The following is an 18,279-nucleotide window of genomic DNA, read 5'->3' as shown; positions in this document are numbered from 1 at the left end:
TCGTTGCTAGAGGCAACAGAAGCGTCGAGGCCTGGTCGGCTCCGGCCGATCCGCGTCAGGAGTCGGCGGACCGGTCGCGGGCCAGGCGTTCGCGGCGGTCCTGTTCGCGCTTGGAGTACGCGGCCGCGCGAATCGACTCGTCCGACTCCAGACCGGAGCCGAGGCCACCGCCGACAGTGGCGGCGGACGCCACGAACCAGGCCAGGACGAACAGGTCGCCAGGCCCGACCGGAGCGTTGAGCGAGCTGCCGACCAGATCGGGGTCGAGGATGAAGTAGGCCCACGCCAGGTTCACGATGTACAGGGCGACATAACAGATGAGCACGCCCACCGTCAGGGTCAGCAGCGTCGAAGCGTTGTAGAGGCGTGACCTTTCCCGCGCAGACGGGGAGTCGTCGTCGGGGCGGTCCCACAGTTCTCCGTCGATCACGAGCCACCCGACGACGAGGGCGACCGAGGCGACGGTTGCGACGACCAGACGCCACCACGACATCGAACTGGCCAGCAGCCAGACCGTGGAGTTGACCGTGGCCACGGCGCTGGTTGCCAGCGCTGCCACGAGCGCTGACTTCAGGCCGGGCACCAAGAGCCACGGCCGGTTGGCGAGCACCATGCCCGAGAGCAGGCGCCAGCGGCCGCGTAGGCGGGAGAGAGCCACCTGGTGCTCCTCCTGCGTGCTCGGGTCCGCCATGCCGGTGAGCAGCGAGCGCACCGCCCGACGAGCGCGGGAGTGCATCCGAAACCCGCCCAATGCGGGCAGTGACAGCACCGCGGCCTGTCGTTCCGGGTCGGCCTCGACCAGCAGGTGCCGGCCCTCACTATCGTGGAGGGGCAGTTCTGTCAGACCGATTACCAGGTCCCAGTCCTGCCGGCGGGCGTGGTCCTGCAGTCGGCCCACCGCGGCGTCGACATCCTCGGAGCCGGTGGTGAAGGGCTCACTCAGGACGGTGACGTTCCAGGCATTGCGGCCGTCGAGCGGCCTCAGGTCGGTCAGGCGCCGTGCGATCACAGTCGGCGCGGCGGGATCAGCCACGAGTCCGACGCGGATGGATTCCATGGACGTTCAGTACCCAGTCGTGCAACGACTACCCGATCAGGGGATGTCGGCCCCGGGCAGCGGTTGCGATGCTCGGAGTCCCAGCCCCTGACCAGCAGGAGACAGCCATGCTGCCCGTTCAGAGTGCTGCATTGAGTCGTCGGCCACGACAGATGGACCGACCGACAGGACGACCTGTGAGCTCGCCGAGGGGCAGCAAGGGCGCGGCCGGGGTGGCGACACTGGTACTGATGGCGGTCGTCGCAGTGGTGGCGCTCATGGTGGCTGCCGCGGTGGCGAATCGGAACGCCGACGACGACCTGCCGCAGGTCCAGCTCGGCCGGGATCCCGCGTCGCTGGACCCGGCGGCGGCCGCAACGCAACGAAGCTTGCTGGACTTCTGGAATGACCAGTTCCCCGCTGTCTACGGCAGACGGTTCGAGCAGCTGCGTGGCGGATTCCAGGCGAAGACGCCGCAGAGCCCACCCTTCACCTGTGCGGGTAAACGCCAGACCTATGAGGACCTGAAGGGCAACGCCTTCTACTGCGGCGGTCCGGACGACGACTACATCGCGTACGACGCCGTACAGCTGTTCCCCCAGCTGAACAAAGAGTTCGGCGGGATCGCTCCGGCCGTCGTACTGGCCCACGAGATGGGGCATGCGATCCAGCGACGGGCCGAGGTAGAAGCCCCGTCGGTGGTGACGGAACTGCAGGCCGACTGCTTCGCCGGCTCCTGGCTCCGGTACGCCGAGAAGACTGCCGACGATCCGGTCGACCTGAGCGTCGGAGCGCTCGACACCTCCATCAGTACGATCCTCGTACTGCGGGACCAGCCGGGCACACCGGCCACGAATCCCCAGGCGCACGGTCTCGGCTTCGACCGCGTGAACGCCTTCCAGACCGGGTACGAAGGCGGAGCGCGGGAGTGCGCGACGTTTCCCCAGGGCCGTGCGGTGACGACCGAACTGCCGTTCCGGACGGTGGCCGAGGCACGGACAGCCGGGAATCTGCCCTTCAGTGAGGCGGTGCGGGTACTGTCCGAGTCTCTCGACGCCTACTGGACCGCGGCAGTGCCTCAAGTTGCTCCCGGCAAGACTTTCGACCGGCCGGAACGCAAGCTGGTCGATCGTCGGCCTGAGGCGAATTGTGTCGTCGGGACCGGCTCGGGCTACTGCTCCGACGACAACGCTGTGGTCTTGGTGATGCCCGAACTTCTCCAGGCGCACCGGCGGATCGGCGATCTCGCCACTGGTGCTGCGCTCAGCGAGGCCTGGGGACTTGCGGTCCAGTTCCAGGCCGGGGTGACGTCGGCGGGCCGGGAGCCTGGCCTGCAGAGGGACTGCTTCACCGGTGCATGGCTCTCCGCCCTGGCCGGCAACGGTCTGGAGGGCGCTTCCCTTTCGCCGGGCGACGTCGACGAGGTATTGGCCAGCATTGTCGTCGGCAGTACGAGCCCAGCCGGTTCGCGGTCCGATCGGGGTGGTGCCTTCGAGAGGACAGCGGCGATGCGGCGGGGCCTGTTCCAGGGACTCCGTGCCTGTAGCTGAGCCGAATGGCGCCTCGTCGATGGATGGACAACCACCTGTTCTGGGGATGTGTGTCATCCGCTGGTGGACAAGATTTGGAAGGGACAGCAGCAGGACCCATGACAGCAGGAGGTCGAGCATGATGGATCCTCATCTGACCTTGATCCGGCCGGTCCGGCCACGCACGCCTCAAGGGTGCGAGGAGTGCCTCAGGCTGAACTCGCCCTGGGTGCACCTGCGGCTTTGTCTGAGCTGCGGTCACGTCGGCTGCTGTGACTCCTCGCCGCTGAAGCACGCGCGCGCCCACGCGGCGTACGACGGACACCCGATCGTGCAGTCGCTCGAACCAGGTGAGAACTGGCGCTGGTGCTACTTCGACGAGGCCTTCGTATGACGGAACGAACTCCCTGCTCCGACCAGGCCGCCCGGGCCGAACCCTTCCCTGACCAGAACGACCCGGCGCGCGGCGAGCCGGCCGAGCAACAGACCAGGGTCATCGAGTCCGCGACGGACTCCGCGCGTCCTCCGGACAACCGACCAGCTCGAGGTACAGCCCATCGCTTTCGAGATGAGTCGGCTTCCCCGGAAACGCCGTACGTGCCGGCCGCCCTTCGGCGACAGGGCTCTGAACATACAGCTGGTGCACGAGCAAGCTCGCCGACACCGGAACCACCCACTCATCCCGCTGAGGATCGGCTCATGTTCACCCACCGTCAAGACCTTCAGTTCACAACGGTTCCCGAGCATCCGGACGCCATGTACGCCCGCCGTCTGGAGGACGTGCTCGGAGGCCAGTACAACGAGATCGGGGTTGCCATGCACTACATGTTCCAGCCGTGGGACATGCACGTTCCCGGCAAGTATCGCGACCTGGTCTTCGCCCTCGGCTCCGAACAGGTGGCCAACATCGAGATGCTGGCCACGATGATCGCGCAGTTGCTGGAGCATGCTCCACCGAGTGTCCTCGACACTGCTGTCCGGCTCGACCCGACGGTCGCCGCGGTGATCGCCGGCACCGACCTCGAGCAGGCGATCGCCTCCGGTGCCGGACCTCAGGCTGCGGACAACCCGTGGAAAGTGGCCTCCAGCAACGTCAGCAGAAACCTTGCCGCCGACTTCCAGACCAATGCCACCGCCGAACTGGACCGCCGGATGCAGTTCTCGCGGCTTTATCGGCTGACCGACGACGCCGGCATCCGGTACCTGCTCTCCTGCTTGCTGGCGCGAGCCGCGGCCAACCAGCGGCTGTGCCGATCCGTCTCTGCAGAACTGAACGAAGGAGCCCCGCCCCAGGCCACCGAAAGCTGACGAGCTACCGCGACCGAACCGGCGCCGAGCGCCGACGAGCGGTCTACACCGACGGGCAGGCGCGACTGATGCACGGCGATTCCCTGGTGTTCTGTCCACGGACAGCGTTGTCGATCATCGCTCGTGGTGCGGCAGCAGGCACCGCCCCGCGAGCCTCAGCTGGACGGGTCGGTCGGACGACCTCGAGGGTCACGGTGCCGGTCCCGCTGGGGCCCGTTTCGGAGGGATCGTGTCGGGCACAGGGTGCCTCAGTCCAGCGAACCGACCAGAGGATGTGGTCAGCGATGCAAAGCAGAGTCAGGATGAGGAGCGATCGCGCGTCCTTGCCGGTGCCGGAGTTCGACCTCCTCCCGGCTCGTTGCCTGCCGTCACGCATTGAGGCTTTGGACATCCAGCAGGTGGAGCAACTGATCGGGTACGAACGCAACCACGCGCACCGGATCGAGGTTCTCAACGTGCTCGAGCGCAAACGCAGTCAACTCCGGTGATGCAACGCGACAGGCACCCGACGGGACGGATTCCAGGGCACCTTTGAGGTCAGCACTGCAAGCGGGCGCTGGACGGCGTGCAACTGGGCAGGTAGAGAGGAACCTCCGCGAAGCCGACTCCATCGTGTTGATAGGGCCGCCAACGGGTACTGGCGTCCGAACCGAGCCGGGACAAAGTGTGCGGGGATTCCCCGCCAAGCAGATTCGCGGCATACGCGACTCGACGATGTACGTCGTGCTCGCCGAATACCCTGACATGGTTCTGCTGGTCGAGTTCCGACCGCCGCAGCCCTACCCGCCCTCGGCGGAGGCACGCTGCCTACGACGTGACGACGTCTGGATCGCCGAAAGCTCGCCGGACGTCGTGCGCACGAGATAGCCATTGGCTCACCACTTGACGGCGGGAATCCCGAGCCGTCATCCCTACTGACCGTCAGAGTCGGCCGCTTGAGGCGTCAGGAGAACTCGCCGGCGAATACGACCCGATTGCCGTCGGGGTCGGCGAGGGACAGGATCCGCGACGAGGTCGCGTCCTGTGGCCCGTCGTGTGCGATGCCGGCCTGGTCCAGGCGCGCCGCGAGGGCGTCGAGATCCGACTCGTCGAGCACCATCGACGAGTGTCCGGCGCGGTTGGGCTCGGACCAAACCTGGACGCCGAACGTGTCAGCCAGATGCCATTCGAGCAGCCCCGGCATTGGTCGAGCGTCGGGTGCGCGGCCGAACAGTCGTGTGTACCAGTCTTCGGCCATCGTCAGATCGGTCACCGTGGAGTGAGCGAGTACTCGCGTAATCGCCATACCGTGTCCCTCCTCCTGTTGCCTGCCGACGATACTCGGTGCCGGCGCGCGATGACATCGCTCGGGACGCTAGGACGAAGCTGCTGAACCTGGCTCGGCCCCCTGTACGTATGGCCTCGGTCAGCGCGTGCTCCCGCTGGACGAGTTGGTTGCCTCCGGCACCAGGTGCCGCGCCGCACGCTGCTCCATCGGTCGGGCGTCGGCGAGGCCTGGTCCGACTACGAGCAGACGGGCGCAATCAGCTGCGGTCGCTTGAGTCGCGTTTGCTCGATCCGCTTGATTCACAGGATCTGTTCGTCGGCGGAGGCGGAGTATCTTGATGCGGCAGTGAGGGCCCTGACCGGCATTCCCGGCGTCACGGAGTTCGTGGTCAACCGCAGATCAGCTCGATGGGCCGGAGGTTTCACGATGACGACTTGATCTCATTCGCCAGAACTGACCAACACGGCCCCGCTGAACCAGAGGACCCTGAAAGTGTCGGTGGGGTGGCCGACAGTAGTGGCATGGACGGATTTCTCGAGGCGCTACGTCTCCAGATGGCGCTGATAGTGACGATCGGGACGCTGCAGTTCTTGTCGGTGGTTTTGCACGGCCCGGTCGTGCTGAATGTCCTGGCCGTCAGGTCGCGACAACGGCGGGGCCGCGCGCTCCGGTGGGCTGTTCGTCTGCTTCGGGCGAGTCTGATTGGGACATCGACGATGTTCCATGTGCTCGTGGCCTTGTCCGCCGGTGTGTTGATAGCCCAAGTCGACAAGGCGACCGGGGTCGTGGTCGCGCTGTCCGGTGTTGCATCCTTCACCGCGCTGTTCGTCACGATGGTTCGGGAGGGAAGGAGGGCCATGGACGAGCTGCCCTGGATCATGCCGTACGGCGATGGGTGGACGACCTATGTCGGCGCCGCGCGGCGGCAGGCCTACGGGTCCTTGGTCCGCTGCGCAGCCTTCGTTCTCTTTCTTATGCCACTGGTTGGCTACTTCACTGCGCCGGTTCACGGCCTTTGGGCTCCGCTGCAGGCCGCACTGGTAGGGATGCTGCTGATTGTCATGATGGCCATCCCGATCGGCATCGTTTACCCCCGCTGGTTCGGCCTGACAGACTTCCTCGAAACCGTCGGGCCGCTGTTTCGCGCGCGACCCACGCCGACCGCCCCTCCATGCCGGCGTGCGACCCGACTTCGTGAGACCTGGGAGATGGCGTGGGTGCCGTCTGACTTCACGCTGCGGGCCCGTGAAACGGGTGCCGTGTCTGATCAGACCCGGGTGCTGAGGGCTGTCCGCCCGCTGCGGTTTGCCATCATCCGCCAACGCACGGTGTTGCAGCCGCCGAGTCGGGATGCGTTTCTGTCCGCGGCGGACAAGGTGCTCGCAGAGTTCGCCGCGCTTGCCATCAAGCCAGGGGACATCAGGGACGCGCCCGCGCTCGACGCGGCCGTTCGGCTGGTGGTCGGCAAGGATGTACGGGTGCTTGATCCGGCCTGGGCGGCACCGCCACGGATCGCGGACAACCGCGCGTGGGGCGTGTGGCGGTGGGCAGCAGGCATGGGCGCCGCGGCCGTTGGGGTTTCCGTGGCGACCGGCCTCCTGTCCATCGCCAAGGAGATCGCCGATGTGCTGAAGTAGCCGATCGGGTTGGACGGACGTTGGCGCCGACGTTTAGGGACACCGAGCGCCGCATGGCTGACGGCGCGGGACAGATACTGTGGGCCATTGTGCGACCGTTGCGTAGTGTCGTCCGGCGACTGACCAGGTGATCGACGAGACTCTTGAGGACTTACGCCGCTGCAACGAACAGCCTCGTTGTCAACCTGCACGCAGACATCACGCCACACAAGGGGGACCGTGACGACTGAACTGTTCTTGCGGGATTGGCGATTCGGAGCAATCCAGGCCGAGCGTCTGTGCGCGGGGCTGCTCGCGATCAACGGGTACTCCGATGTCGATCCTCAAGCGCCGCTCGGCGGAGCCGACGGCAGGAAGGATGTTACCGCCCGACGTAATGGCATGACGTTCGTTGCGGCCGTGCACTTCCCCCCGACCACGCAGGCTTTCCACCAGATTCGCGCCAAGTTCGTACGTGACAGGGAGGGGGTTGCTATGAACGGGGCGGCAGGATTCGTGTTCTTCGTCAACCAGCCGCTGAGCCCCGCGCAGCGCGGCTCCTTGCTTAATCTCGGTGGTCCGCGCGACGAGATCTTTCACCTCGAGCGGATCAGGCACTGCCTCGATTCACCCGCGGGATACGGACTGAGACAGTTGTACCTAGGACTGTCCATGAGTCCTGAGGAACATGCGGCGCAACACAACATCAAGGAGCAGGCAAACCCTGAAGCGGACCAGCAACCCGAGGCCGCAGGACGGGTGCTGCCGGTGATGGGCTTTCCCGAGCTCGGGGAGGTCCTCATGCGACTTCCCGAGGTGTACGACGGCCGCCTTGAACTGGATGTCCTGGAGGGCGGGCTCGGTCAGCTGGAACTCGTCCTGTATGAGCTGCTGCGGATCGGTGGGCGTGGCGATCTCGTGCTCGACGCCGAGGCCAACGAGGCACTCGTACCTGAAGAACACCGATGGTGGACCGACCAGGATCCGCGCGCCTTGGCCGTGAGGGAGGACGCCGGGGTGGCCAGCGAGTTTCTCGCGACTGTCGAAACCCTCGGCGGTGTGCCGGTGAGAGGCATTGCAGAGTCGATCGATCCCGTTGTTTCCGCGTTGCTGGAGGTCGACTCCTGGCGGCACAGCCCGCAGTGGATTCTCAGCTCGTGGTTCCCCGGCGAAGGTACGGCGTACCTGGCCGTGGCGACTGCCTCCTTGGCCGCATGGACGAGCGAGACGGGCAGCGGTCTGCTGGTGTACGTCGATGGCACCGTGGTGGATCAAGGGGAGGGAACCCGGGTCGCTCCCGGACCGCTGCACAGCTACTTGCTGTGTATCTCTCGCGCCCCGGCGGGAACTGACGAGCTGGCCGCGATTCACCGGCTCGTGGTGTCGTGCCCGGGCGAAGGCTGGTGCCGGGTGGATGGCTGTTCAACCGTTGCCAGAGACATCGAGACTGAAATCGCCCCTCTTCTCGAGAGGGCGGTGCGATCGGCCGGAGTAGCGTCCGCCGCGCACCGGCACGCTGCCGGGTCGGTCTACCAGGAGATGTACGGCTCCGGCAGCGACTACGGCTATGCCGAAGGACTGCTTGACATCCTTGCCCACACGCTTGAATGCAGCGGGTGGGAAGAGATCGAACGCAGCGAATGGGAGGGCGGGAACGAGGAGTTGCTGGTACGGCGCGCGGATGACTTTCTCGTCCTCGAGCACGACCCGGTGACGCGGCAGATCCTGGTTGGGGACGGGACTTACGCCCTGAACGGGATCCTGGATCTTCTTGCTGGCGAAGGCCTGATTGCCGAATCTGGCGAGCACTTGATAGCCGACATCAGCGACGCCGTGGAGACGTGGGGCGCCGGCTACCTCTCTGCTGCGGCTGATGCGCTCTCTGGTCGTGTGGACCTCGAGCGCGACCCAGCCTTCACCTCGCGGCAGGCCACGTTGCTCGGATTGCACCCGGCAGGTCTCGGATATGTGACGACGGCGGACTGCGACGCACTCTGTGAGGCTCAGCTGGCCGGGCTGTTGCGCGCCGTTGACGCTGAGCTTCCCGCTTGGGTGAGGGATACGGATGGATCGGGTTCCGACTCCGAGCGGGTCTCCGGTGCACGCTCTGGAGGGTCGGTAAGGCTTGCGCCGCTGCTGCCCATGACGGAAATCTCGCGAGAGCCGGTGGCCGGCGGGGAGCTGGCGAACCTGGCAGCAGAAATCGAGTCGCTGCGGGAGTCGGCTTCGCCGCCTGCCCTCAACCCGCCGGAGTACTACCAGGTCGACGATCGGTTGATCGAGATCTGGAACCTGTCTGCCGGTCCCGCTGTCATCGAGTTCACACAGGTGGAGGTGCCAGGTGCCCGTGCGGCGCTCAAGGAGAAGCTCCATGAACTGGTTGAGCTCGGGCTTGACGTCGACCGTCTCCCACAGTGGCAGATCGAGGAGACGAGCGAGATCTCCAGGATCTTCACCGGCTATCTTACGGAGGACGAGGCCAGGGCGGACGGTCGACGTCTGCTGCTCGATGCCACGATCCGGTCTCCGGACCTGAGATTCATGACCGGCTGGGAGCGCGATGCATTGCTGCTTGTGCGGGGACTCGATTGGTACACCATCCGCACCCGAGCGGACGGATCGATCAGCTACAAGGTGAACGAGGAGCCGCTGAACGCACACATGACGTACGCCGAGATGGGTGGCCGTCTTGCGCGTGATGTCGAGTACGGTCCGCCGTTCGGTGACGATCTCGGCCCGTTCGCGAAGAAGGTCGCCTCGGCCTTCATACATCGAGAGGCCGCGGACGCACTGCTGGCACAAGCCCGGCATTCCCTGCGCGTGACGATGCAGGGAATCGATCGCGTTGAGCAGGCAGGCGGCGGTCCGATGAACCTCGGCGAACTGGCCCGCAGGCTCTACACGGACAGCAGTGAACTCGTCAACCTCAGGCTGGCGCGCCGGCCGCGCTAGATGGAACCCCAGTGTCGCGTGGGGAGCAGGAGCAGACGTCCCGGCCGGACCGTTCAGGTCCGTCACTGGTCCGTGGAACGCCGACAAGTGACGATTAGCAGCGGGTACCGATGAGCAGCGAATCCACAGGTCAGACGCCATATTGCCGCATCCTGGCCGCTCCTGGCGCTGAGCACCAGAGATCTTCGACATCGTCGGAGGCACCCAACAAATCCAGCAGTTGATCGTCGCCCGCCGGCTGCTCGGGAAGACCTCCGCCGAGCTCAAATAACCTTGTTTGTAACGGCTTCCGGCTTGCTCTGACCGCCTCTCAGAGAGCAGAGCACCGAGCGGACGAACTCGACAAGCATTTCTATACGCTTCTTGTTCGGTAGCGGCCCGGGGTTGTTCCGACGATGTTGGTGAACGCCGCGATGAAGCTGCTCGGATTGGCCCATCCGCAGGCATAGGCGGTTCGGGCGATGTCGTGGCCGTCGGCAAGGAGTACGAGCGCGTGGTAGATGCGTAGCTGCGTGCGCCATTCGTAGAAGGTCATGCCGAGTTCGTTGCGGAACAGTCGGCTCAGGGTCCGGGTGCTGGCCCCGATCGTCGTCCCGAACTCGGCCAGGGTGGCGTTGTCTGCCGGCGTTTCGTAGAGCATCCGGGCGATGGCCTGCAGTCGGTCGTCCTGAGGCTCTGGCAACTGCAGTGGCTGTTCGTCTGCTTCGTTGAGTTCGTCAACGAGAACTCGGTGGAGGCGAGAGCGCGCAGAGCGGCTGTAGCCGGGCGCGGAGTCGCCGTAGTTGCGAGGGCCGGTCAGGGCGAGTAGGACTTCGCGGGCGAGGTCGGAGGCCAGGAACACGGCGGGGTGGTCCGGTATGAGCCGGGTGAGGGCCGGCGCGAGGAAGACGATCCGCATGTCGGTGTCGCCGTGGGCGCGGTGGTAGTGCGGGAATCCGGCGGGGGTCCAGGCGACCCGGTTGGCGGGAACGATTGACGTGCCACGCTCGGTCTGGACTGTCAAAACGCCGCTGGCTGCGTACACCAGGTGTCCACGCGTGTGCGACTGCTCAGCGCTTTCTCCGCCGGATGGCCAAAGGTGGCGTCCGCCGGACGGCCAGATGTACGACGTCACACCGGCGATCGGACGAGGTTGGCTGCGAACAGGCATTGGTTGGCATTGTATCGGTAACAAGCCACGCCTGCTCTGGCGATACTTCCTGCATGCGGAGAGCACCGCACTGAGAAAGGAACAGAAACGCATGGCAACGTACATCCTCGTGCCCGGCGGGTGGCACGGATCGTGGACGTTCGAGGCCGTCGTCCCGCTGCTGGAGCGCGCCGGCCACACCGTCCACGCCCTGACCCTCACCGGCCTCCGGCCAGACGACGACATCGAGACGGTCGCAACCACCAACCTCGACACCCACGCCGACGACGTGTTGCGGATTCTCGATCAAGAACACATCACCGACGCGACGCTCGTCGGCCACAGCTACGCCGGCATGGTGATCGCCGCCGCCGCCGACCGCGCTGGTGGTCGGATCTCACGACTGGTGCACCTCGACGCCTACGTACCACGCGACGGCGAGTCGTGCTGGTCGCTGACGAGCGACGAGTACCGGCGGGCGTTCGTCGACGGCGCAGCGGACATCGGCTACGCCGTCCGTCCGCCCTTCCGTCCGCCGAACGGTGGCGATCCCCGCCGCCGGCCTCATCCGCTCGCCTCGATCATGCAAACGATCCGCCTCACCGGCGCTGTTGATCGCGTGCCGCGCCGGGAGTTCGTCTACTGCTCCGGATGGGATGCCCGGACACCGTTCGCCGAACTCCGCGATCGGCTCCGAGCCGATCCCGAATGGCAGGTCCACGAACTCCCAACCGCACACAACGCAATGCGCGAGGCCCCGGAGGCAGTCGCTGCACTACTGCTCGACGAGCGCATCGCCTGCTAGGCAGTGGCACGTTTCCTGTTGTTCACGTGGCTCGGTTTGCGTGGGGTCATGGAGCTGCGGCAGCTGGAGATCTTTCGGGCGATCGCCGAGGAGCTGCACTTCGGCCGCGCGGCGGAGCGGCTGTTTCTGGCGCAGGCGTCGGTGAGCCAGCAGTTGCAGCGGTTGGAGAGCCACGTCGGTGTGCGGCTCGTGGACCGCAGCTCGCGGACCGTGCGGCTGACGCCGGCGGGCAAGGTGTTTCTGGCCGAGGCCGAGCGGGTGCTGTCGGCGGCGGACCACGCCGTACATCGGGCCCGTGAGGCGGCGGCCGGCCGGTACGGCGCTCTGCGGATCGCCACCAACTACCCGGCCAGCCGCTTGCTGCTGCTCCCCTTGCTCGAGGACCTACGCGCCCAGAACCCGGGCCTGGCCACGATGCTGCGCGAGCTGGGCACCCCCGACCAGCTCCGTGCGCTGCGTCGCGGTGACCTCGACCTCGCACTCGTCTACGGGCCGGTCGACGTTCCCGGGGTCACCAGTGCACACCTGCTCGACGTCCCGGTCGTCGCGATCGTCCGGCCGGGACACCCGCTGGCGGGACGCGACCGGTTGCTGTACGACGACGTGCTCGGGTTCCCGACTATGACCGGATACCAAGGCGGGGGCACGATGATCGAGGAGGTCTTAGTCGCCACCGCGGCCCGGTACGGGACCCGGTTGCCGCGGACGCCGAGCACCACCGAGCCGTCGGGCTATCTGCTCGAGCTGGAGACCACCGACGCGATCGGATTCTGCTCGCTGCCGCGCGCGGAGCAGTACCGGGCGAACGGTTTGCACGTGTTCCGGCTCGACCCGGCCGAGCCGAGCCTGGAGATCCACGTGGCCTGGAGCGAGTCCGCCGATGAACCTCTGGTGAACAGCACTGTCGCCCAACTCGTCCGTCTGGCGGAGACCGTGCGCAAAGCCTGAGCACCGATCGTCCGGACCGATCGACCGATCGCGAATCGGTTGTTGATGGTGGCTCGCGATCCGGCCGAGCATGGGCCCGACGACGCCGCCCCGGGCGTCTCGGAGCGAGAGCGGTTCATGGACCTTCATCCCCTCGGAATCATGGCCGGCATGCCCGCCGGCGGCCACGCGAGCAGCGGCTACCTCGTGCGCGACGACGGCATCACCTTGCAACTCGACGCCGGTCCCGGTACGGCGCTACGCCTCGGAACCGTGATCGGGGCGGACCTGCCGGACGCCGTCGCCATCACGCATCTGCACTCCGACCACGTCTACGACCTGCTGCCGCTGGGCAAGCTGCTGCTGGGCCGCCGACTCCGCCGTACCGACGAGAGCGCGCAGCTCGAAATCGACGAATCGGTTCCACGGACGCCGCTGTTCGTCCCCCGCGGAGCCACCGGCGTGCTCCGGTCGCTGGCCGGGCTCTTCCCGGTGACCACCCACCCGTTGCTCGATCGCGCCTTCGACGTCGCCTTTGACGTCCACGAGTACGAGCCCGGCGAGACTGTTGCCGTCGGCCACCTCTCGGTCCGGTTCGAGCTGCTCCGGCACGCCGCCCCGAACTGCGGCGTACGGGTCGAGTCCGGTCCGGCCAGCCTGGTCTACACCGGCGACACCGGAGTCACCGACGCACTCCCGGTCCTTGCCGCAGGCACCGGATTGTTGCTGAGCGAGTGCACGCTGCGGGAAACCGACCGCAGCGGCCACGGGCACCTCAGCTCGCGTGACGCGGGTCGCGCCGCGGCTGATGCCGGGGTCGCCGAACTCGTGCTCACCCATTTCTCCTCGACCGACCGACTCGACCTCGAGTGGCACCGCGAACGTGCCGCCGGCGAGTTCGCCGGGCCGGTCCGGATCGCCGATCCCGGTCACCGCATCCCCGTCGTACCGACTCGAAAGGTCTCCGCATGAAGCGCCTGCACACCGTCTCCGCCGCAGTGCTCGCGGCCGGCACGCTGCTCGGTCTGGCCGCCTGTTCGCCGGACGGGCAGTCCGGATCGGCCGACGGCGCGACGGATCAGACGACCATCACCTTCACGTCGTACAACTACGGCACCCAGGGCGCGGCGGGCACCGGCACGCAGGCCCTGCTCGACCGCTTCGCACAGCTTCACCCCGAGATCACGGTGAAGCCGCAGGGGGTTGCGACCGCCGACGTCCTCACCAAGACCAAGGCCGCCGTCGCGGCTGGGGCGGCACCGGACGTGGTGCAGATCGGTTACAGCAAGCTCGCCGAGGCGTTCGAGACCCTGCCCACGCAGTCGTTGAAGTCCCTGGCCGGCGCCGACTGGGACGCCTCGGTCAAGGGCATCGCGCCGGTCTTCCTCACCACCGGGACCTCCGACGGTGACGTCCACGCGCTGCCGTACACGGTCTCGGTGCCGACCGTGTTCTACAACGCTGATCTGTTCAAGAAGGCGGGCCTGGATCCAGCGGATCCTCCAGCCACAATCGACGAGATCCGCACCAGCGCGAAGGCGATCGTCGCCGCCGGTCATCACGGCGTGTACTTCGGGATCGCCGACCCGAGCAAGTCGGACTACCTCACCCAGTCGGTGATCAACTCGGCCGGCGGCTCGCTGATCGGTGCGAACGGTTCGGTCGCCCTCGACTCCGACCAGGCCGTCGCGGGGCTCGAAGCCGTCCAAGGCCTGACCCGCTCAGGCCTCCAGCCCGCCGTCGGCGTGGAGGACGCGCTGAGCGACTTCGCGAAGGGCAACCTCGGCATGTTCGTCGCCAGTACGGCGGTCTCCGGTCAGCTCGCGGCCAAGGCCAAGGGCAAGTTCGAGCTGCGTAGCGCCGGGTTCCCGGCGTTCGGGCAGTCGGCGCCGCATCCGACCTTCTCCGGTGCCGGCCTGATGGTGCTGAGCAAGGACCCCGCGAAGCAGAAGGCGGCGTGGCAGTTCGTCAAGTTCCTGACCAGCAAGGAGGGGTACACGATGATCACCAAGGATCTCGGCTACCTGCCGCTGCGCGCCGACATCGTGGCCGACCCGCAGTACCTGGGCACGTACTTCAAGGACCACACACTGCTCCTTCCGCCGCTGAAAGAGCTCGGCACGGTGAAGCCGTACCAGTCCTTCTCCGGACCGAAGGCCAACCAGGCGACCGTGCTGCTGCAGGACGACGCGATCGAGCCGATCGTGTTGCGCGGGGCGGACGTGCGGTCCACTCTCGGTACGACGGCCGGCCGGATCCGCGACCTGGTCGGTCAGTGACCGTTCACGGGACCAGTCGTACGACGACGCGCAGCGGGTGGGGCTACCTCGCCCCGCTGCTCGTCGCGCTCGGGCTGTGGATCTACGGGCCCGCGCTGGTCACCCTCGCACTGAGCTTCTCCGACTGGCGCCTCACCGACGACCCCACCTGGTCCGGACTCGACAACGTCCGCGCCCTGCTCGGCGACGGCGATTTCATCCGCTCCGCGCTGCAGACCATGCTCTACGCGCTAGGACTGCTGCCGTTCGCGACCGTCGTACCGCTCGGCATCGCGACCATGCTGTGGATGCGTCCCGGGCGCTCCGCGCTCATCTATCGATCGCTGCTCTTCCTTCCGGTCATGATCGCCCCGGTCTCCGGAGCCGTGGCATGGCGCTTCCTGCTCAACCCGCTACAGGGGTTGCTGACCCGGATGCTGGAGGCCGCGGGTCTCCCGCCGGTCGACCTGCTGGGCTCACCGTCGACCGCACTGCTCACGATCGTCGTGATCACGGCCGCCCGCGTGACAGCGTTCAACATGCTCTTGTACGGCGCGGCGCTGTCGGGCCTCGACCGCCGGCTGCTGGAAGCGGCCCGGCTCGAGCGGGCGAGCACCTGGGAGACCATGCGCTTCGTGGTCCTGCCACAGCTGGTCCGGCCGACCATCGTGCTCGCTCTGCTCAGCCTTGTCCTGGCCGGCCAATGGACCTTCACGAACGTCGCGGTGCTCACTCAGGGCGGCCCCGACCACACCACGGACTCCGTGTACTACCGCATCTACACGCTCGGCTTCGGCTTCTTCCAGATCGGCCAGGCCTCGGCGGCCGCGATGCTCGTTCTGGTCGCGCTCGCCGTCGTCGGCGCGGCCGTGCTGCTGGTTCAGAGAGGACGCCGGTATGAGTGATCTGTCCACTGCTCGTCGGACCGTCCCGCTCGCTGCGGCCGGGTGGCACCTCCTGCTGATCGCGCTGTCCCTGGTGACCGTGTTCCCACTGCTGTGGGCGATCCTGACGTCCTTCAAGCCTGCGAACGAGGTGTTCGACCTCGCTCCGGTCAGCGCCCACCCGACGATCGCCAACTACACCGACGTGCTGACCCGCTGGCCGGCCGGTGAGCTGGTCGGAAGAACCGCGGTGATGGCGACCGGCGTCGCCGCGGGGCAACTGGTGATCGCCGTACTCGCTGCCTTCGCTCTCGCCCACGCCCGGCGGCGGGCGCGCTCGGTCGTCCTGCTGCTCACGACGCTCTCGCTCGCGATCCCGCCGCAGGCGCTGATCGTTCCGCAGTTCCTGCTCGCGGCCCGGCTCGGCTGGCTGAACACCGAAGCAGGACTCATCGTTCCGCAGCTCGGCTCATCGGCGCTCGCCGTACTGGTGCTGCTGCAGCACGTGGAAGCACTACCGCCTTCACTGACCGCGGCCGCGCGGCTGGAGGGCGCCCGTCCACACGAAGTGCTGTGGCACGTGGTCCTACCCGGCCTGCGGCCGGCGATCGCGGCGCTCGGCGTACTGGTCTTCATCACCACCTGGAACGAGTACCTGTGGCCACTGCTCATCACACCCGACTCACTGCACACCACCGTGCAGGTCGGACTCGCCCAGTTCGAGACGGCCGAGGGCATCAACTACGGCGGCCTGCTCGCCGCCGCCACCCTGACGAGTCTGCCCATCGTCGTCGTCTACTTCGCCGCCTCGCGCCGGATCACCGACGCCTTCCTCACCTCAGGACTGCGATGACCACTCTCACGTCCCCGCCCCGAACCACGCACACCGCGGCACAGGTCGAACTCGCCGGCGTCACCCGGACGTTCGGCGCTGTCGTCGCCCTCGCCGGCGTCGACCTCACCATCCCGGCCGGCTCCCTGACCGTGATCGTCGGGCCGTCCGGATGCGGCAAGTCGACCATCCTGCGGACGATCGCGGGCCTCGACTCCCCTGATGGCGGCGTACTGCGCATCGGAGCCGACGACGTGACGTCACGCTCGCCCGGCGAGCGTGACGTCACGATGGTGTTCCAGGACTACGCCCTGTTCCCGCATATGACCGTCGAGGGGAACATCTCGTTCGGGCTCCGCCTTCAGGCCCGGCACGACCGGCGGTCAGGGCCGAAGCGTGAGCAGATTCGTACCCGAGTCGGCGATGTTGCCGCACTCCTCGGGCTCGAAGACCTGCTGGGACGGCGTCCGGCCCAACTCAGCGGCGGTCAGCGGCAGCGGGTGGCGCTCGCCCGGGCCATCGTGCGTCGGCCCTCGCTCCTGCTGCTCGACGAGCCGCTGTCCGCACTGGATCCGCAGCTGCGCGCGTCGGCCCGCGCCGAGATCATCCGCCTGCACAGGGAACTGGGTACGACGCTCGTACTCGTCACGCACGACCAGCAGGAAGCACTCTCGACGGCGACCCACCTCGTCGTGATGGAACGTGGCGTTGTGGCGCAGAGCGGGAGCCCGGACGAGCTCTACCGGCGTCCGGCGAGCGAGTTCGTCGCCGCGTTTCTCGGCTCCCCGCCGATGAACCTGCACGACCGGGGCGGTCTGCGGATCGGGTGGCGGCCCACCGACGGGCAGTTGGAGTCCAGGTCGGCCGACGCGTTGCCGATCGAGGGCGTCGTCGAGTCGTGCGAGTACACCGGCGACGGGCAGCATGTGCGCTGTACTGGACCGGACGGCGGATTCATGCTCGTGCAGCGCGAGGGCGAACGGTGGCTCGTGCCCGGAGACAGTGTGCGCGTCGCGGTTCCGACCGAACGGCTGCACCGCTTCGGCCCTGACGGGACGCGGCTGTCGTGACCGACCGAAGGACGGTGGGCGTCGTGTGGTCCGACTTCGGCGGCGTACTGACACCTCCAGTGACGCAGGCTGCGGAACGGGTCGCCGCCGCGAGCGGTGTCCCGTGGCCAGAGTTGGCCGCGGCCGCGGAGCAGGTCGCGGGCCGGCTCGGCCTGCACGGACTGGGCCCGCTCGAACTGGGAGTCCTTTCTCAGCGCGAGTGGGCTGATCGGCTCACCGCGTGCCTGACGACGACGCCGCGCATCGACCTGGGTCGCTGGGACGAGCACTGGTACGCCGACCGCCCGGTCATCCAGGATCTCGTCGACGAACTGCGTCGCATCGCCGATCACGGCGTACCAGTCGGTCTCCTCACCAACAGCGTCGCCGAGTGGGAACCCCATCGCGCCCGCATGCTGGCCGGCCAGAAGCTCTTCACCGCGACGGTGAAATCCCACCAGATCCGGCTCGCCAAACCGGACCCAGCGATCTTCCGGTACGCCGACACTGTCCTGCCGCCACCGGCAGGACAGTACGCACTACTCATCGACGACGACCCCACCAACTGCGCGGCCGCCGAACACCACGGCTGGCTGACAATCCATCACCAATCGCCTCCCGACACCATCGCCCGACTCGGACGGATCCGATGCACGGCAACCGACACGTCCAACTGTCCGTAGCCCC

17 protein-coding genes are annotated in these 18,279 nt (G+C 67.2%); 14 read left to right on the top strand and 3 right to left on the bottom strand.

Annotated elements, in window-relative coordinates; all coding sequences use genetic code 11:
- Positions 1 to 55: 55 nt before the first annotated feature.
- Positions 56 to 1,057 (bottom strand): hypothetical protein, encoded by a 1,002-nt coding sequence (locus E0H45_RS21200; RefSeq protein WP_131339802.1) that lies wholly within the window; start codon positions 1,055 to 1,057, stop codon positions 56 to 58.
- Between the two features lie 176 nt (positions 1,058 to 1,233).
- Between E0H45_RS21200 and E0H45_RS21195 the strand changes: the two genes are divergently transcribed.
- The 4 genes from E0H45_RS21195 (at position 1,234) to E0H45_RS21180 (ending at position 4,361) form a co-directional block, all read left to right on the top strand.
- Positions 1,234 to 2,586: a neutral zinc metallopeptidase gene (locus tag E0H45_RS21195; protein ID WP_165546530.1), complete on the top strand. Its 1,353-nt coding sequence runs from the start codon at positions 1,234 to 1,236 to the stop codon at positions 2,584 to 2,586.
- Between the two features lie 118 nt (positions 2,587 to 2,704).
- On the top strand, positions 2,705 to 2,959 hold the full coding sequence (locus E0H45_RS21190; RefSeq protein ID WP_131339798.1) for a UBP-type zinc finger domain-containing protein: 255 nt from the start codon (positions 2,705 to 2,707) through the stop codon (positions 2,957 to 2,959).
- Between the two features lie 305 nt (positions 2,960 to 3,264).
- Positions 3,265 to 3,873 (top strand): manganese catalase family protein, encoded by a 609-nt coding sequence (locus E0H45_RS21185; RefSeq protein WP_131339796.1) that lies wholly within the window; start codon positions 3,265 to 3,267, stop codon positions 3,871 to 3,873.
- Between the two features lie 302 nt (positions 3,874 to 4,175).
- On the top strand, positions 4,176 to 4,361 hold the full coding sequence (locus E0H45_RS21180) for a DUF8129 domain-containing protein (protein ID WP_131339794.1): 186 nt from the start codon (positions 4,176 to 4,178) through the stop codon (positions 4,359 to 4,361).
- Between the two features lie 455 nt (positions 4,362 to 4,816).
- Here the strand turns inward: E0H45_RS21180 and E0H45_RS21175 are convergent, their stop codons facing one another.
- Entirely contained in the window at positions 4,817 to 5,158 is a 342-nt protein-coding gene (locus E0H45_RS21175; RefSeq protein WP_131339792.1) for a VOC family protein, read from the bottom strand.
- A gap of 503 nt (positions 5,159 to 5,661) precedes the next feature.
- Between E0H45_RS21175 and E0H45_RS21170 the strand changes: the two genes are divergently transcribed.
- Complete coding sequence (locus tag E0H45_RS21170; protein ID WP_131339790.1) at positions 5,662 to 6,777, top strand: hypothetical protein; 1,116 nt, start codon at positions 5,662 to 5,664, stop codon at positions 6,775 to 6,777.
- Between the two features lie 219 nt (positions 6,778 to 6,996).
- Positions 6,997 to 9,708, top strand: a complete 2,712-nt coding sequence (locus E0H45_RS21165) for a hypothetical protein (protein WP_131339788.1) — start codon at positions 6,997 to 6,999, stop codon at positions 9,706 to 9,708.
- 352 nt (positions 9,709 to 10,060) lie between these two features.
- Here the strand turns inward: E0H45_RS21165 and E0H45_RS21160 are convergent, their stop codons facing one another.
- Positions 10,061 to 10,822 (bottom strand): AraC family transcriptional regulator, encoded by a 762-nt coding sequence (locus E0H45_RS21160; RefSeq protein WP_238155126.1) that lies wholly within the window; start codon positions 10,820 to 10,822, stop codon positions 10,061 to 10,063.
- Positions 10,823 to 10,949: 127 nt separating this feature from the next.
- On the opposite strand from E0H45_RS21160, the gene E0H45_RS21155 reads away from it, so the two are divergent.
- From E0H45_RS21155 to E0H45_RS21120, 8 genes are all read left to right on the top strand, one after another.
- Positions 10,950 to 11,642 carry an alpha/beta fold hydrolase gene (locus tag E0H45_RS21155; protein WP_131339786.1) on the top strand — a complete coding sequence of 231 codons (693 nt, stop codon included), beginning with the start codon at positions 10,950 to 10,952 and terminating at the stop codon, positions 11,640 to 11,642.
- 48 nt (positions 11,643 to 11,690) lie between these two features.
- The gene (locus tag E0H45_RS21150) at positions 11,691 to 12,590 is read left to right on the top strand and encodes a LysR family transcriptional regulator (protein WP_131339784.1); all 900 of its coding nucleotides are present in this window, start codon (positions 11,691 to 11,693) and stop codon (positions 12,588 to 12,590) included.
- Positions 12,591 to 12,707: 117 nt separating this feature from the next.
- Positions 12,708 to 13,541, top strand: a complete 834-nt coding sequence (locus E0H45_RS21145) for an MBL fold metallo-hydrolase (RefSeq protein ID WP_131339782.1) — start codon at positions 12,708 to 12,710, stop codon at positions 13,539 to 13,541.
- On the top strand, positions 13,538 to 14,848 hold the full coding sequence (locus tag E0H45_RS21140; protein WP_131339780.1) for an extracellular solute-binding protein: 1,311 nt from the start codon (positions 13,538 to 13,540) through the stop codon (positions 14,846 to 14,848). Before E0H45_RS21145 ends, E0H45_RS21140 begins: the two co-directional genes overlap by 4 nt.
- Positions 14,845 to 15,732, top strand: a complete 888-nt coding sequence (locus tag E0H45_RS21135) for a carbohydrate ABC transporter permease (protein ID WP_131339778.1) — start codon at positions 14,845 to 14,847, stop codon at positions 15,730 to 15,732. The genes E0H45_RS21140 and E0H45_RS21135 overlap by 4 nt, the downstream gene beginning before the upstream one ends.
- Entirely contained in the window at positions 15,725 to 16,564 is an 840-nt protein-coding gene (locus E0H45_RS21130) for a carbohydrate ABC transporter permease (protein WP_131339776.1), read from the top strand. Before E0H45_RS21135 ends, E0H45_RS21130 begins: the two co-directional genes overlap by 8 nt.
- Positions 16,561 to 17,613 (top strand): ABC transporter ATP-binding protein, encoded by a 1,053-nt coding sequence (locus E0H45_RS21125; RefSeq protein ID WP_131339774.1) that lies wholly within the window; start codon positions 16,561 to 16,563, stop codon positions 17,611 to 17,613. The genes E0H45_RS21130 and E0H45_RS21125 overlap by 4 nt, the downstream gene beginning before the upstream one ends.
- Entirely contained in the window at positions 17,610 to 18,275 is a 666-nt protein-coding gene (locus tag E0H45_RS21120; RefSeq protein ID WP_131339772.1) for an HAD family hydrolase, read from the top strand. The genes E0H45_RS21125 and E0H45_RS21120 overlap by 4 nt, the downstream gene beginning before the upstream one ends.
- Positions 18,276 to 18,279: the final 4 nt, after the last annotated feature.

The sequence above is a fragment of the Kribbella soli genome (assembly GCF_004331345.1).
GTDB lineage: Bacteria > Actinomycetota > Actinomycetes > Propionibacteriales > Kribbellaceae > Kribbella > Kribbella soli.
Note: the sequence above shows the minus strand (reverse complement) of the source record. Positions and strands in the feature narration are given on the sequence as shown.